Annotated in this window: 13 protein-coding genes and 1 riboswitch; of the genes, 6 read left to right on the top strand and 7 right to left on the bottom strand. The window is 46.2% G+C overall.

Going from position 1 to position 15,458, the window contains the following annotated elements:
- Window positions 1–125 precede the first annotated feature (125 nt).
- Window positions 126–836, top strand: coding sequence for a 23S rRNA pseudouridine(2604) synthase RluF (locus tag KV201_RS13075; RefSeq protein ID WP_226059575.1), 711 nt, complete (start codon window positions 126–128; stop codon window positions 834–836).
- Window positions 837–998: 162 nt separating this feature from the next.
- Here the strand turns inward: KV201_RS13075 and KV201_RS13070 are convergent, their stop codons facing one another.
- Entirely contained in the window at window positions 999–2,456 is a 1,458-nt protein-coding gene (locus KV201_RS13070; RefSeq protein WP_226059574.1) for an OmpA family protein, read from the bottom strand.
- A 534-nt stretch (window positions 2,457–2,990) separates the two neighbouring features.
- Between KV201_RS13070 and KV201_RS13065 the strand changes: the two genes are divergently transcribed.
- The 4 genes from KV201_RS13065 (at window position 2,991) to KV201_RS13050 (ending at window position 5,394) form a co-directional block, all read left to right on the top strand.
- Complete coding sequence (locus KV201_RS13065; protein WP_226059573.1) at window positions 2,991–3,563, top strand: hypothetical protein; 573 nt, start codon at window positions 2,991–2,993, stop codon at window positions 3,561–3,563.
- A gap of 48 nt (window positions 3,564–3,611) precedes the next feature.
- Complete coding sequence (locus tag KV201_RS13060) at window positions 3,612–3,776, top strand: hypothetical protein (RefSeq protein WP_226059572.1); 165 nt, start codon at window positions 3,612–3,614, stop codon at window positions 3,774–3,776.
- A gap of 108 nt (window positions 3,777–3,884) precedes the next feature.
- Window positions 3,885–4,175 carry a hypothetical protein gene (locus KV201_RS13055; protein ID WP_226059571.1) on the top strand — a complete coding sequence of 97 codons (291 nt, stop codon included), beginning with the start codon at window positions 3,885–3,887 and terminating at the stop codon, window positions 4,173–4,175.
- Between the two features lie 193 nt (window positions 4,176–4,368).
- Window positions 4,369–5,394 carry a transposase gene (locus KV201_RS13050; protein WP_226059570.1) on the top strand — a complete coding sequence of 342 codons (1,026 nt, stop codon included), beginning with the start codon at window positions 4,369–4,371 and terminating at the stop codon, window positions 5,392–5,394.
- Between the two features lie 453 nt (window positions 5,395–5,847).
- Here KV201_RS13050 and KV201_RS13045 read toward each other — a convergent pair whose 3' ends face one another.
- The 3 genes from KV201_RS13045 to gbpA form a co-directional block, all read right to left on the bottom strand.
- The gene (locus KV201_RS13045; protein WP_226059569.1) at window positions 5,848–8,004 is read right to left on the bottom strand and encodes a S46 family peptidase; all 2,157 of its coding nucleotides are present in this window, start codon (window positions 8,002–8,004) and stop codon (window positions 5,848–5,850) included.
- 295 nt (window positions 8,005–8,299) lie between these two features.
- The gene (locus tag KV201_RS13040) at window positions 8,300–9,475 is read right to left on the bottom strand and encodes an aromatic amino acid transport family protein (protein ID WP_012197593.1); all 1,176 of its coding nucleotides are present in this window, start codon (window positions 9,473–9,475) and stop codon (window positions 8,300–8,302) included.
- A gap of 565 nt (window positions 9,476–10,040) precedes the next feature.
- Window positions 10,041–11,486, bottom strand: coding sequence for an N-acetylglucosamine-binding protein GbpA (gene gbpA / locus KV201_RS13035; RefSeq protein ID WP_226059568.1), 1,446 nt, complete (start codon window positions 11,484–11,486; stop codon window positions 10,041–10,043).
- A 122-nt stretch (window positions 11,487–11,608) separates the two neighbouring features.
- Window positions 11,609–11,708: riboswitch (cyclic di-GMP riboswitch) on the bottom strand.
- Between the two features lie 411 nt (window positions 11,709–12,119).
- On the opposite strand from gbpA, the gene KV201_RS13030 reads away from it, so the two are divergent.
- Complete coding sequence (locus KV201_RS13030) at window positions 12,120–12,674, top strand: TMEM165/GDT1 family protein (RefSeq protein ID WP_226059567.1); 555 nt, start codon at window positions 12,120–12,122, stop codon at window positions 12,672–12,674.
- 126 nt (window positions 12,675–12,800) lie between these two features.
- Here the strand turns inward: KV201_RS13030 and katB are convergent, their stop codons facing one another.
- From katB to KV201_RS13015, 3 genes are all read right to left on the bottom strand, one after another.
- A complete protein-coding gene (katB, locus tag KV201_RS13025; RefSeq protein WP_226059566.1) occupies window positions 12,801–14,276 on the bottom strand; it encodes a catalase KatB in 1,476 nt (491 codons plus the stop codon).
- A gap of 339 nt (window positions 14,277–14,615) precedes the next feature.
- Entirely contained in the window at window positions 14,616–14,858 is a 243-nt protein-coding gene (locus KV201_RS13020; RefSeq protein WP_006080419.1) for a YgjV family protein, read from the bottom strand.
- A 117-nt stretch (window positions 14,859–14,975) separates the two neighbouring features.
- Window positions 14,976–15,413 carry a PaaI family thioesterase gene (locus KV201_RS13015; protein WP_006080418.1) on the bottom strand — a complete coding sequence of 146 codons (438 nt, stop codon included), beginning with the start codon at window positions 15,411–15,413 and terminating at the stop codon, window positions 14,976–14,978.
- Window positions 15,414–15,458 lie beyond the last annotated feature (45 nt).

The following is a 15,458-nucleotide window of genomic DNA, read 5'->3' as shown; positions in this document are numbered from 1 at the left end:
TCGCACTGTATTTATCGCTTGTTAAACAGCAGGTTGAAATAGCTAATTAAGATGCTGATAAGTACAATTGAAGGAGCCGAATTTGGCTCCTTTTTTATATTTAAATTCATCAACCTTGGATTGATATGCGCCTCGCAAAATACCTCGCCCAGTGTGGCATAGGCTCACGCCGTGAAGCCTGCCGTTTGATTGAGGCCGGGCGCATCACACTCAATGGCCATATCGCCCGCCACACAGATCCCATCCGTTTGGACGAATCATTAAACTGCCTCGACAGTATTGAGCTTGATGGCGCACCCATCACAAAAACCGAAACCCTCGCCTACTGGATATTGAACAAAGCCGTAGGTACAGATTGCCGCCTGCTGGAGCAGGATGAAACGAGTCTCATACGCCTACTTCCCAAAGCGCCAAGACTCTATCCCGTCGGCAGGCTCGATAAAGATTCCCGCGGCCTACTGCTGTTAACTAATGATGGTGAGCTGACCCATAAACTCATGCACCCCAGTTTTGCCCACAGCAAAACCTACCATGTGCGCCTCAACCGGCCATTCACTGATGAGTTTGTTGAACAAATGGCCAGTGGAGTACAATACAAGGAAGTGCGCACTCTCCCCTGCCAAGTGACACGGTTAAGTGCAATGAGTTTTGAAATTGCGCTCACTCAAGGGTTAAATCGCCAAATTCGGCGTATGTCCAGCGCCTTAGGCTATAAGGTGATTGACTTACAGCGCGTCTCATTAATGACATTAACGCTAGAATCCTTAGCCGAAGGAGCGATGCGGCCACTCACACAACAGGAAGTTGCAGTGCTTAAAGCTGCAGTGACAATTTAGAGAAAGACAAGTGGCGAATACACTCAATCATCTAACTTCAATATGAGACGAATGCCTGCACTAACAATATCTTCCAATGATCTCCAATGAAGATAGAAACGCCTGAGATGACTCAGGCGTTTCTATAAAACGAAGCTCCCCTTTCAAGCTTATTAATATGAGCTACTTTTTATCAGAACGAAGTACTAAGTCCACTCTGCGATTCAGTTTTTGTCCGGCGTCATTAGTATTGCTGGCGACAGGGCTATATTCCCCGTTACCGTGGGCGGTTAATTGGGCCGACGGAATTTGAAACCCGTCACTCAACTGCTTAATCACAGCTGCAGCGCGACGCTCCGACAGGCTTTGATTGTAACTCCGCTCGCCCTTGTCATCGGTATGTCCAACCACATAGAAATTCAGTGTCGGATGCTGCTTAAGATAGCTTGCCAGCACCTCCAGTACAGGTTTGGACTCAGGCAACATGCGCTCACTGTCATAATCAAACAGCAATCCCTCCAACGTCGCCTTGCCAGTTTGGCTAATCGCATCGGTCAAAGCATTGAGGTCAATCGCCACTCGATCATCCTTCAGAGTAGAGAGTTCCATTACCCTGAGGGTAGTATCGGCAGGTGTGCCATCGAAATATCCTTGGGAATAGATATCGAAGTAAACATCGCCCTTTGCGTGACTAAGCTTAAACAGCTGATACTCCTGCCATTCATCCTCTTTATCGTCCTTGATTAATTTGATGGCATTAATCAGGCTATCATCGTCGCCGCAAGCCGTGCCTTTGCAATGGAATACCCGCTCTGCTGCAAGCTTTTGTGCGGCTGCGGCATAATTGCTGTTGATTTCAAACAGGGAATAGCTTTCAGGCATGCGGTAGATTATCTGGGTGAGTTTGGCATCCAGCGACTTGGTCTGGTAGTCAGCTCCGGCAACGCCCACAATCACAGGCACCTGCGTAAAATTGGTTTGCTTATAGCGAGCAATGTAACTGCCAGGCAGACGCCCCAGCAAAGGATGATCTGCCGCTCCTTGAGCATCGTCACTACGCCTATCTTTAATCTCAACCTCTTTCGGTGCCCGCTGTAAAAAGTCACTATTGGCTTGGATCAAATCCAGTGGCTCGGGAATCGTTTCAAGGGTATCGACTTGTAAATAGGTGTATCTATCCTCCCGGTTGACGGCATAGATACTGGTGTAAACCTCACCGCGAGTACCTTTCAGTTTTGCCGCCACGTAAGCACTGTGATAATCGGCATTCACGCTTTTAAGCGGCTTTAGCTGAGTTTGCATGGCTTGACCATCACCGCAGGATGCTGCCGTGCAATTAAATAACACTTCGGCATTAAGCTTTTTCAGCTGAGCCAAATAATTATTGATAACATGCTCAGGACTATACCCCTCTGGTAACTCAACGCTTTGTCGAGTCAATTTCCCCGATACGGGCAACAGAGTGAACTTGTCACCATTCACTGCGGTGATAAGTTCAAAGGGCGTAAAGTGGATTCGCTTTTCTTTAGGCGATTTGGCATCAGGAAAGGGAGTAAACAGCGATTCAGCATTCACCGCAAAAGTGGCGACACCGCAGGTCGCGGTCAAAAGTACAGCACTCAATAACGTCTTATGTCCCATAAAAAATCCTTTTCTGTGGGTAAATAGAAATTTAGCTCATAGCTTAAAAACATAAGCGCGAACGATATTACGATAAAATGCAAAATAATTCAGCCTAGATATTACTGCAAAGCTTGAGACATATTTTCAAACTTTAAAAGCCACCTCCCTTACTAGCGTTGCGCTCAAAAAAATCTATGACATATAAGCAGCTTAATAACCAAATCAAAATTACATTAAGATGCGCTGAGTTATATAGCTAATTAGTCAGAAATCCTTCTTTAGTGTTATAGCCATCAGCAATACATCTCCTTATAAAAGGGCAATTAATTTTTTCCGAAAGCCATATTTTTATATGCTGATGAAATTATAAATAGAAAATGTTTACTCATTCAGTAAACACGAAGACATAAACGGATACAAAGACGACGCCGAAAACGAATCGTCAATAACGAAGACATAATGGAACTAAGGCTATAACTTCAGTTGGTTTTTCCCATTTTTAGCTAGCTAAACTCATGCTCAAAGGACTTTGCAAAAATGCGATTCAGAATAATGTTATCTCACGTAAAACTTTTACTTTGTATATCACTGCTCAGCGCTACACCTACTTCTATAGCGGAAGAAAAAGTACTAACAGTGCAAAGCATCCTTGCGAATGCACCAAAACCGCATGAGGTTGAATTTGCTCGTAAAGGCGTAGCAGAAACAAGCATAGAGAATGCTTGGGAGCGGCCATGCCCATATAACAGTTCTCGCTTGCTCTTTGACGATTCGGGCGATATTGACTTAGACGAAATTCATCTCCGTTGTCGCCGCTGGCAAGACTGTAAGACGATGGGAGCTTCAGCGAGTCAGTTTACTGAAGGTTTTTTCAAGCACCATAAAACGGGGGAGGAAATTCCTCAGCAGTGGAAAAAAGATGGCGAAGACTTGGCCAAAAATGACGCAGAATTTGGTGGCGGTTCGGGGCACTCTTATAACTACGCCTTGAAGTTTGCTGAAGAAAACTGGCGCTTGTTTGAAGGGCGAAGTGCTAGTGAAGCTGACAAACTCGTTAAAAAGCAATTCTGGCAATGGTGCGCTGTCGAACCTTTGTCGATTTGGAAAAGTAAACTCGATGATTAGGATTGGCATGTATTTCAATTTCATATCAACAGTGACTAAGGTGTAACAATGCGATTCAGAATAAGGTTATTTCAGACAAAATTTTTACTTTGTGTCTCGCTGTTCAGCGCAGCAGCTTTTTCCATTGCAGAGGAAAAATCCGGCTATGACTTGTTATTGGAGATGTTTCCTAAGCCTTATGAGATTGAACTGGCGCGCAAAGGTATAGCCTAAACCAATATCGATAAAGCTTGGGAACGAGCTTGCCCCTATCGAGAGCTAACAGGAACGACTGAGGCGGAGGACGAGTATTTCTTTCGCTGCAAACGTTGGGACGAGTGTGTGTCGGCAGGCAGTTCGGCCAGCGTTTACACAGAGGGGTTCTTCAGAAACCAGCAACTGGATCCCAATGCACAAGTACCGTGGGAGCTCTACCGGGATGTTCTGTTGGAGGGGGCTGATTTAGAAAGGGTCACCGGTCACTTGAGACAGTATGCCCTGAAATCTGCAGAGGAAAATTGGCGCTTGTTTGAGGGGCGGGATGCTGCCGCGGCAAGTGACTTGGTTGAGAAGAAATTCTGGCAATGGTGCTCTGCCGAACCTTTGACTTTATGGAAGGCTGAGTATCAATAGCAGGCGTCCCCACACCCTAGCAACAAATTTAATGTGAATAAAGGCTGAGCATTCAAGCATCGCCGTCGGCTTTTCCATGCTCTCGATATCGGAAGAGTTCACAGGATAAAGAGGACAGCCATATCTTTTTGTGTTTTCCTGCCCTTTCTACTAGGCTTTACATTATCTTGCTTTTGTTTGTGTGGAGCTTGTGATGACCTCAGCCAGAAGACAGTTAATTGATGCCAATACAACGCCTTTCTATCATGTGATAAATCGCTGTGTTAGAAGGGCTTTTTTGTGTGGTGAGGATAAACTCACTGGTCGCAGTTACGAGCATAGGCGCGGCTGGATTGTTGATAAAATCAAAGCCTTGTCCGCTATTTTTTGTATCGATATTTGTGCTTATGCGGTGATGAGTAATCACTATCATTTAGTGCTTAAAATTGATGTCGACAAGGCGAAATCGCTAACGCAAAAAGATATTATCAGCCGCTGGTGTCAAATCACTAAAGGCCATGCTGTCGCCACTAAGTTTATGAATGGTGATGCTTTAATCGACGGTGAAGCGATGTTACTTGATACATTACTCGCCGAGTGGCATGAGCGACTGAGCAGTATCTCTTGGTTTATGCGCTGTTTAAATGAAGAAATTGCCCGTAAGGCCAATCGTGAAGATGAGTGTAAAGGCGCTTTTTGGGAAGGCCGTTTTAAGTCACAAGCCTTGTTAGATGAGCAAGCACTGCTGGCGTGCATGATGTATGTCGATTTAAATCCTATTCGAGCAGGGATTGCCGACTCTTTGCAATCCTCTGATTTTACATCGATTCAGGAGCGCGTGAAGGCGCTTAATCCTCATAGCAACGCGCCCCAACTGGCCAAAACTACCGCAGATAACCTACAGCAAATACCACATAAAGCCCTCGCAAAATTTGATGGTTCAACACTTCAGAATCAGCAAACGGGTATTCCGTTTCATTTTGCTGATTATCTTGAGTTAATAGATTGGACGGGACGAGCCATTCGCCTTGATAAAAAAGGTGATATTGATAATCAGCTGCCAAAACTGCTCAATGAATTAGGCATTTCGCCCGATGCATGGCTCACTTCAGCCAAAGAGTTTCGCCGTCAATACAGCGGCATAAGTGGTCGATGGGATAGTATGTGCGAGTTTAAAAAGCAGCACAACAGCGGCAAATGGTGTAAAGGTAAAGCCTCAAGCCAAGCGTTACATCCTTAAGTTCATCGCTGCCCACGATTCAGCGCTTAGAATTATTTTTGTTTATCCGAAATGAAGATAATTCCGCGCAAAAAGCAGCACGTTTTTGTCCAAAAGTATGTTGCGTATGTCTTGTAAATCTACAGATTACGCGAATGCTCGAAAGGTGCGCCATGGTGATTGGCGAGACGACCGTCCGCCCCATGGACGGGGCGGTCGAGCATCCACGGATGGACTTGCTGCGTGTCGACGAGTCAATGCCATGGCTCCGCCTCCGCTATACGCTTACATTAATACAATGGTTTTATCCATTAGTTCACTCGAAACGCTTTCAAATCTCCGAAAAAAAACGATAAACCACATTGGCTTATCGCTTTTTATTATCTTCCGTTCGCTAGCTAGTTATCACGTAAATCACATGACATAAGCGGCTTCACAATCATATTCGCCGCACTATGGCGATGCGGCAATGGATTACTTAACGATTTCCATCTCGGCTAATAAATTGTCGGCATGGTCTAAATATTTCATGACCCACAACATATAGCGGCTATCTACTTGGATTGAACGGTTGATGTTATCGTCATATGCCCAGTCACCGATAATGCTTTCATACACACCATCGAACAGTAGACCGACTAATTCAGCGCGGCCGTTTAGGGTAGGTGAACCTGAGTTACCGCCGGTTGTGTCTAACGTCGACAGGAAGTTAACCGGTACAGAATCGATGGCTTTCACATAGAAATCACCGTATTGCTTCTGCTTAATCAGCTCTAACTCTTTTTTCGGTGCATCGAATGGATCAACACCGGTGTCCTTTTGCACTATACCTTCAAGGCGAGTGAATGGCACAGCCACTAAACCGTCTTTTGGCGAGTAGCCTTTCACATGACCCACAGTGACACGCAGGCTTGAGTTCGCATCGGCATACACTGGTTTACCTTGCTCTAGGTTGTAGGCAATGATGGCATCCATGTACTGAGGACGCACTTTCATCAGCTCGCCATCCAGTTCTTTTTCTTTCTTTTCTTCAGCCATATCTGTGTCATACATAGCCACGGCGAATTGAATGAACGGATCTTTAGAGGCTTTAAAATCGGCAACGGATTTATCCATCCATGCCAGACGCACGTCTTTTTTGCCTAACTCAGTTTTGGCGTACATTTTGTCTAAGGTTTTCGAAAGCTTAGCTTCGCTGAACTTTTTATCGATACCAAAGGCTTTATCCAATGCAGGTAGACGTTTGTCTTCTGGCAGTGCGGCGTAGCGTTTCAGCATATCGAACAACACGGCTTTATCGACGCTTGGCGCATAACGACGATCGATACGCTCCATGCTTGCTTTGAGGCGAGTCATATCACGCTCTTGGAAGCCAGGTTCACGCTGCATATCCGGCAGTTGTTTCTCGTTCGCTAAGCGATACAAGCTGCGCGCCGTTGGCAACATAGTCGTGCTACCTATGTAGCTTAAGATCATGTCACGCTCTTGATGCGCTTTACTCTTGGCAATTAACGCGTCTAATTCCGCTAAGGTTTTGCCGTATTTCGCTTCACGGCTGCTGTCTTTAGCTATCCACGCGGCAAGCTCAGCTTCGCGGGCTTTACGGTCCGCCAGCATGGTGGATTTGCCATAAAACTCGATCATTGAGGTGAAGTTTTTCGCGTAGTTTGCAAGGCCAGCAATTTGACTCTCGTACTTAATACGTTCGTCACTGCCCTCTGGCGCGGTATCTTTAATGATCTCAATAAAGCGCTCGCGCAATAACTTACCTTCTGGATAAGCCCACTCGAACTGATTTTGTACTTCATTGGCGGTGCGATATCGGTTGGTGCGACCTGGGTAGCCAGCGACCATGACAAAATCGCCATCGCTCACGCCTTTAGCCGATACTTTTAAGAAGCTTTTTGGCTCGTATGGTACGTTATCGCTACTAAAATCGGCAGGTTTGCCCGCTTTAGACACATAGGCGCGGTAGAAAGAAAAATCGCCGGTGTGACGTGGCCACATCCAGTTATCGACGTCGCCGCCGTATTTACCCACGCTCGCGGCTGGGTTATAGACTAAGCGAACGTCGCGAATTTCCAGTTGTTTAACCAGATAATATTCAAGACCGCCGTGGAAGCTATACACTTGGCAACGGTAGCCGTCTTCTTTTTCACATTCAGCCACTAAGGCTTTTTCTTGGCTTTCAACGCCTTGATAGAAATCGCTACCCACTTTACCTTCGAGCCCGCCTTTTACGCGCTCGGTCACATTGGTCACATCTTCGGTCACATACACACGTGAACCCGGTGTGGCAGGTAATTCATCGGCGAAGGTCTTAGCTAAAAAACCATCTTGTAGCAGGTTTTTTTCTGGGGTGGAGTTGTATTGAATCGCACCATAGGCACAGTGATGGTTAGTGACCACCAAGCCTTTTGGCGATACGAATGACGCGGTACAGCCACCAAGGCTGATCACTGCGTTCATTGGGAATTCAGTGAGTTTTGAAATCGATTTGGCATCAATTTCTAGCCCTTTTGCTTTAAGCTCATCGGCCATAGCGGGCAGCTGATGGGGCTGCCACATACCTTCGTCAGCCTGAGCGCCAAAACTGGCGGCCACGGCAACTGTGAGTAACCATTTTTTCATTGTGTTAAGTCCGTTTTATGTGAATGAAGCCACGCGCAAGCTGGGCCATGTTCTCGTTTTAATCGTGTTGTTTTTATCTTAAGTCACTGTATTAAAACCCAGCATCACTCGCTTTAAAACCTAAAAAGCAAAAAGTCAGGCCGGGGCCTGACTTTATCACATCGGATACACTTTATAACAGACTCAGAAAAAATCGCTTACAAAGCAAATACATTTCATCAGCTACATTCCATCAGCGTTACCCCGCGGCGTTCGCTACAATGCTGACGCTAACCGCGAGCTAAATACCAAGCCGTTAGATTGCAACAAATAGCTGCGCGCCCACAATCACAGCGCCTAACAAACCTGCCATCACTAAGCCTGCAGAACCACCCGACACTTGATAACCGCCCGGTTGTGTTTGGCGTTGACGCAATGCCATCACGATTGGCAAGAAGATGATCATCACCACCAATGGCACGGCTGCGAATCCCAGTACCGCCACAAAGCCTTCTGGCAGATAGAGCGCACATAATACTGGCGGAATAAAGGTTAACAACCAGGTCTGCATACGGCCGGCAAACGTCTCTTTAGCGCGGGTTAATTCGGCGACAAAGTCATACAGGCTTAAGGTCACCCCTAGGAATGAGGTCACTAGGGCTAAATCGGCGAATAACGAAATACATTTGCTGATCCAAGGCGTATGGGCAATATCCTGCAATGCTGTCACTAGTGACGGTAATGAACCTTCGAAACCACTCACTTCATAGCCGCCTACAGTGCCTAAGGTCACCAATAGCCAAAGCACATAACAAGCGAGTGGAATCGTCGAACCGATTAACAATACCTTGCGCAGTGATACTGCATCGCCATCCAGATAACGCACTAAAGTGGCGATACAAACGTGGAAACCAAAAGAAGTAAACACTACGGGAATCGCCGCCATCCAACTGCTGGTCATCGACTCGGCAATCGCGCCCGTTGCCATGCTGGCAATACTGACTTCAGGCAGGAGAAATAACACCACAACCACCAGCAGTAAAATCATTAACGAAAACAGGAAGCGGGACACTTTATCGACCCAAGCCACACCGAGCGCCGCAAATCCGCCGAGCACTAAGGTGAACAACAATACCGCGGCTTGATTATCAAGCACGATATCAAACATATTCTTCGCTTTAAGCACTAATAGCGATGACCCACCGGTGAGATAAGCCGCAGTCAAAGCAAATAATAAACTTAAGAAAGAAGCGCCTTGAATTATCTGGCCTTTTTTACCCAGTAATTTACCCGTAATGGCATGCACGTTATCACCTACGCCAGTGCGTAAGTTAATTTCGAGCATCAGTAATGAGGTATAGGCAGATACGCCCCAAATAACAACGAGTAAAACTAACGCTGGAATAATACCTAAAGCTGCGGTAGCTAAAGGTAAGGCTAACATACCTGCGCCAATGGCCGTCCCGGCAACGATGGCGATCGAGCCTAACATTTTTGAATTCACACAATAGTCCTGTTCAATGATTAATTATTATTTTATTTGAGTAAGATTTGAACCGATAAAGCCTTGCGTCTTAAATCGAAATAAGCAACACATCACTTAAAGCAGCTTCAAAAAGCATCCAATCGGATCTCATTCCTGCAGATCAATTGGCCCCAATAGCTTTTGAATATTTCAACCCAGTAGCCATTGAGGCTAACTAAATCGGTTGCATAAAAGTGGCATGACTTTCAATTGTGATAATCCTAATAACAACATAGGTAAAATAGATAGTTTGGGACATTAACAGAGCCAAACCCAGTGGGCAAGCCAGTTGTGAACAAAGATAAGTCGCGCACTGTACGGTAACAACTTAATAGCGCTGTGGTAAACGAAAACATACAAGCCAACAAAATCGCTACCTTTGTTGGAAATACGTGGGGTTCAGCATTGTGGGGGAATCGAGGTCAAACGTATATTTGACTGTCGCGAGCGCGCTGAATATGGGCTTAAACACAGCGAATATGTTTAAGCCCAATCACATCATGTTGAGAATCGATTAACTCAACATGTTAATTTACAGCTCAGTCCACGCCATAGCCCAAGAAGCGCCAACACCTGGCTCAAATCCTGTCGCAGAAGCCGACCACTGCATGCAATAGCCGCTATAGGGGAATGGCTTACATTGATACACTTTGCCATTTTTAGGCTGTAACACTGTGGTGCCCGCAACGTAACCTTTCACCCCTTCAGGGAAGACAAAATCCGCTTCCGGCGTTGGTGCTTGATCCTTTAAGAAGAGATCAAAGTTCTGCTGAATAACATCACCTTGTTTAGGCTCAGCTTTAACCTGCAAGTGATAATGCCCTGCTTTAGGCGCAACCACGTCTAACACTAAGCTCGCGCTGGTATTGTTAACGGTTTGACTGACAAAACCGGCAGCCGTGCCATCGTGGCTAAACAAATACGCAGACACTAACATTTCAGCATTGCTGGTGACGTCAAAACGAACCTGCGCCGCGCCGTCGATAATTTGATAATCGTCGGCAAGTGAAGTGACTTCTAAGCTGTTGCCCGGTGCGGGCGCCAGATCAAATCCCACTTCAACACGCTCAATACCTGAAGTCGTCGCAGTAAAAATGTCGTTTTTGCCATACACAGGCTCAATCACACCTGATGCATTTTTTTGTCCCGCTTTTAACTGAGACTGCTGGGCATTAATCGCGCTCGCTAATAGGAAAGGCCAATTTTGTTTATCACCTTGAGTCGCATCGCTAATGGTAATGACTGTTTGCTTAGCCGGTTGCTCACCATTGGCATCGAACACTCGGGTCATCACTTTATCGCCCGCCTCGAGATCGAGTGACGGATTGATGTCGCCCACATCGAGCCATTCACCCGGTACGACGGGACCCGAATCTAAGTTCACATCGATAGCATTGTAGAAACTGTTGGTGGTATCACCCACTTCCCACACGGCTAGAATCACTTGATAACCGCTGCGACCTTCTGGCACATAGCAGTCATGGGTCACTAACTTAGGCGGCTGCACCATGCCACCATCGACTACGCAGAATGGCGCTAAGTCAAAGCTCGCACGACTTAAAGCTTGGTTTTGATTCCAATCTTGGCGGGTTAAATAATAACGCCAATTGCGGGTGACATGATTGGCAGTGAACTGCCAACTGAACTTATTCCAGCCCGCTTTGATATCCGTCTTTGACCAACGGCTGGGACTCTGTTCATCTAAAGGCGAGAAAGCACCATTACCCGCACTCGCCAGTTTGCCATCCGCAGGACCTGACTCAGGAAAACCTGATGGTCCTTCAACGCTTTGCGGTTCCCATTGCACCGCGCCACAGTTGGTATTGTTGCCGGTTTTACAGGCATAGGAACGTGACTCTGGCGCCACAACATAACCGTGTGCCTGTGCAGAAATACTCACAAATGTATTTGCCGCCATCACTGCGGCGGCCAATAAACTCAATTTAGAAACAGGGGAAAAAACAGTAGGATTTGCCACTTTAATGCACTCCATTTGCACCCATCTTCGCCAGTATTGGCTTGGGCTTAGGTATAAAAGTGGTATTTGGGCAAACAACAGCATTAAACAGCAGTCGTTTATCTTTCACAGAAATCGAATTCTGCGGCAACTCCGCTATCTTAGTTCACTAAAAAATCCATTTACAACCTTAGACCGGAAGCTTTGCGTCCTAACTTTTCAATTAGTTTGCCAAATACGGTAGGTGTCATCGAATCACTACGAGTTAATAGTATGTAATCAAGTAGAAATGACCTGGCTAAATTAGCAACAAAAGACAACGCTGTCAAAAAATTAACCCATTTATATTCATATAATTACAGAATGTTGCGCGGTATTTTTCTGACGCCTGTCAAACATCCATTCGTGCCTACTGCGATAAACTCGTGCTTGAAACCGAAATTCACTTAGGTATAATGCCCACCTCGCTTCGGGGGAGTAGCTAACTGGATTTCGAGCCATCGTCATCTAGGGTGAACATCAACATACTTGGCCACACGCCATGGTGTTCACAGCAAATCATCGATTTGCCCAGCAAGACCTGAGCACAATGACTGCACCTAGGGGTGGACGGTTTATTGTGCTTATGTCTTAACCACCCCTAAAGGATCACACTTGGAAGCCCTACTTGCCTCAACCTTTACGGTTGCTATTGCCGAAATTGGCGATAAAACTCAATTACTTGCACTTATTCTCGCCGCAAGATTTAAAAACAAAACCGCCATTATTTTAGGCATTTTTCTGTCAACGTTATTCAACCATTTTGCCGCCGCTTGGATTGGCCAATGGGCGATTAACTGGGTCAGCCCAGATCTTGCCCGCTATTTAGTTGCCGCGTCCTTCTTCGCGATAGCCCTTTGGGTGTTAATCCCAGATAAAGTCGATGCTGAAAAGAGCCGTTTCTATAAAATGGGCCCCTTCCTCGCCACCTTTATCCTGTTTTTCATCGCCGAGATGGGGGATAAAACGCAAATCGCAACGGTAGTGTTAGCCGCAAAATACGATTCATTAACTATGGTGGTTGCAGGCACAACCTTAGGTATGCTGCTTGCCAACGTACCTGTGGTGATCGCAGGCCATTTCAGCGCCGAAAAATTACCTATGTTGTGGATACACCGCGGCTGCGCCGTATTGTTCGCACTCTTAGGCGTTGTCACTCTGTTGTTCTAAATGCTTTAAAGCTTGAATTACCGCAACAAAAAGGCCAGTGATAAACATCACTGGCCTTTCTACTTACAACGGTTTTATTGAGATAAACAGTGTCGACTTAGAAGCTTAACTTCTTAAAAACGCAGTTTATAGCCCTAATGCCGTTCTAATACGTTGACCGTAATCCGCATCGGCTTGTTCGAAATGTGTCAGCATACGTTGCTGCACATCTAAACTTGTTTGACTGAGTGAACCCGAAATCGTTGCCACTAAGCGTGCTTTCTCAGCTTCGGAGAAGATGCGATACAGATTACCCGCTTGAGTGTAGTCGTCTTGGTTATAACGGCTATAACGCGCCGCTTCACCTTCTAAACGCAGTGGTGGCTCGGCAAAGTTTACCGGTTCAACCAAGGCATCAGCTGTGCTGTTCGGGCCATAGTTTGCCGTGGCATCGGCCCCCGTTTGGCTGCCATGGTAAGGACATTGTGTGCCCGCCATAGCGCCCGCACGTTGATGATGATTTGCCTTAGCCGCATGTGGGCAGTTCACCGGTAGCTGGTTGTAGTTGGCACCAATGCGGTAACGCTGGGCATCTGCATAGGCAAATAAACGCGCTTGCAACATCTTGTCGGGTGAAGCCCCTACACCGGGAACCAAATTGCTCGGCGCCAATGCCACTTGCTCAACTTCGGCAAAGTAGTTTTGTGGCAAACGATTCAGCTCTAACACCCCAATCTCAAGCAATGGATAGTCGCTATGTGGCCAAACCTTAGTTAAATCAAATGGATTGATATGGTAGATATTGGCATCCGCCTCAGGCATGATCTGCACGTTAACAGTCCAACGCGGGAAATTGCCATCGGTAATCGCCACCACCATATCGCGCTGTGATGAATCCGGATCTATCCCCTTTAATTTATCAGCCTGTTCGTTGGTTAAGTTGACCACGCCTTGCTGGGACTTAAAGTGGAACTTCACCCAGAAACGCTCGCCCTTAGCATTCCACAGCGAGAAAGTGTGTGAACCATAACCGTGCATTTGACGGTAGTTGGCCGGAATACCGCGATCCGACATCAAAATGGTCACTTGATGCATGGCTTCAGGGTTCAATGACCAAAAGTCCCACATGGCTTGTGGATCTTTTAAGTTTGTCTGGGGATTACGCTTTTGCGTATGGATAAAGTCTGGGAACTTAATCCCGTCACGCAAGAAGAAAGTCGGCGTATTGTTACCCACAATATCGTGATTACCGCGTGCCGTGTAGAAACGTAAACCAAAACCGCGTGGATCGCGCTCAGCATCAGCTGAACCCATTTCACCACCTACGGTCGAGAAACGAATGAAGGTTTCAGTTTGCTTACCAACGCCATTGAAATGGTCGGCAATGGTGTAATCGCTTAAATCTTTGGTCAGGGTAAATGTGCCGTAAACGCCGGTACCTTTGGCATGCACAATACGCTCAGGAATACGCTCACGGTTAAAATGGGCTAACTTTTCAATTAAATGCCAATCCTGTAATAATAAAGGACCACGTTCACCCGCCGACATTGAGTTTTGATCGTCGGCCACTGGGGCGCCGTTTTGGCTCGTTAAGTACTGACTTGTTTGATGTTGTTGACTCATGCCCTGCTCCTTAGTCTTGATTGCTGGTTAACCAGGTTTCAATTAAATCGTAAATGGTGGCCATGGTTTATCTCCTTGGCTGCGACGTGTTGTCGATGGAGCAAGAATAGATAATTACCAACAAAGAATAAAACGATTAAACTAGATTCGAGTAATCTATAAAAAAGATTAGAGGCGAGATGACAAAGCAGATAAACGATTGCGCGGACTCACAGCCAATGATTCGATCACATCATTTAAGATGCGGTTGAAAACCAACATGGCTGCTCGCTGCGATGAAGCTGAGTGCTGTAAAGCAAAGTGCGGTACAAGCAAGCGGAGAAAGATGATGCGTTGCAATTAACTGGCGGGTGAGTCGGCTTCGCGGTAAAGCTTAACCAGATAATAAGTGTCAATCAGCACGATAAAAAAGTTCACTAAGGCAACTGGATAAGCCCCAATTGCCACGCCGTAGGCCACAAATAAAGCCGCGCCGATGAGATTCCACCAGCGCAGTTTTTTGATGTTCGACATCATCAGTGATATTGCGACGACCACAGACGCCAAATAACCAACCCATTCCCAAATTGTCGCGTTATCCATATCCAATCCTTATTTATATATTATTTAAATCAAACGATTGATACGCCATTCACACCACGGGAATTAGGCTGGGCTATTGCATTTAGCATTTAGCATTTAGCGTTTAACGTTTAACGTTTAACGTTTAACGACAGCCGCCGTCATCCGTGAAATACAGGTCAGTTCACCGGCGCTGTTATGGATTAACACTTCCCATACAGAGCTGCGTTTTCCTAAATGAATAGGCTTAGCCGTGGCAGTTAATAGCCCATTACGGGAAGCCCGTAAGTGGTTAGCGTTAATTTCTTGACCGACACAATAGTACTGCTCAAAATCCACCGCAAAATTTGCCGCATAGCTGGCAACAGTTTCAGCAAGCGCGACATTCGCGCCGCCATGGACTATCCCCAAAGGGTTATGCACCGCAGGACTGGCTGGCATAGTTGCCTTCATGTAATCGTCGCCAATCTCACTGATCTCAATCCCCAAGGTCTGCATCAAGGTGCCTTTGCCGCCCATACCGGCATCTAAACGCGCGCAATCCTCTAACGTGACAGCTCTAAACCAAATACTCATTGCAACTTCCTAGTCAATAAAACCAATCAGCAGTTTACTGCGAAG

The sequence above is a fragment of the Shewanella sp. SR1 genome (genome assembly GCF_020447145.1).
Taxonomy (GTDB): Bacteria; Pseudomonadota; Gammaproteobacteria; order Enterobacterales; family Shewanellaceae; genus Shewanella; species Shewanella baltica.
This window is presented reverse-complemented; position numbering and strand designations above follow the sequence as displayed.

Excerpts from the sequence above, each read along its gene's own strand:
- KV201_RS13075 (WP_226059575.1), top strand. The coding sequence starts at position 126 with ATGCGCCTCGCAAAATACCTCGCCCAGTGTGGCATAGGCTCACGCCGT.
- KV201_RS13070 (WP_226059574.1), bottom strand. The coding sequence starts at position 2,456 with ATGGGACATAAGACGTTATTGAGTGCTGTACTTTTGACCGCGACCTGC.
- KV201_RS13065 (WP_226059573.1), top strand. The coding sequence starts at position 2,991 with ATGTTATCTCACGTAAAACTTTTACTTTGTATATCACTGCTCAGCGCT.
- KV201_RS13060 (WP_226059572.1), top strand. The coding sequence starts at position 3,612 with ATGCGATTCAGAATAAGGTTATTTCAGACAAAATTTTTACTTTGTGTC.
- KV201_RS13050 (WP_226059570.1), top strand. The coding sequence starts at position 4,369 with ATGACCTCAGCCAGAAGACAGTTAATTGATGCCAATACAACGCCTTTC.
- KV201_RS13045 (WP_226059569.1), bottom strand. The coding sequence starts at position 8,004 with ATGAAAAAATGGTTACTCACAGTTGCCGTGGCCGCCAGTTTTGGCGCT.
- KV201_RS13040 (WP_012197593.1), bottom strand. The coding sequence starts at position 9,475 with ATGTTAGGCTCGATCGCCATCGTTGCCGGGACGGCCATTGGCGCAGGT.
- katB (WP_226059566.1), bottom strand. The coding sequence starts at position 14,276 with ATGAGTCAACAACATCAAACAAGTCAGTACTTAACGAGCCAAAACGGC.
- KV201_RS13020 (WP_006080419.1), bottom strand. The coding sequence starts at position 14,858 with ATGGATAACGCGACAATTTGGGAATGGGTTGGTTATTTGGCGTCTGTG.
- KV201_RS13015 (WP_006080418.1), bottom strand. The coding sequence starts at position 15,413 with ATGAGTATTTGGTTTAGAGCTGTCACGTTAGAGGATTGCGCGCGTTTA.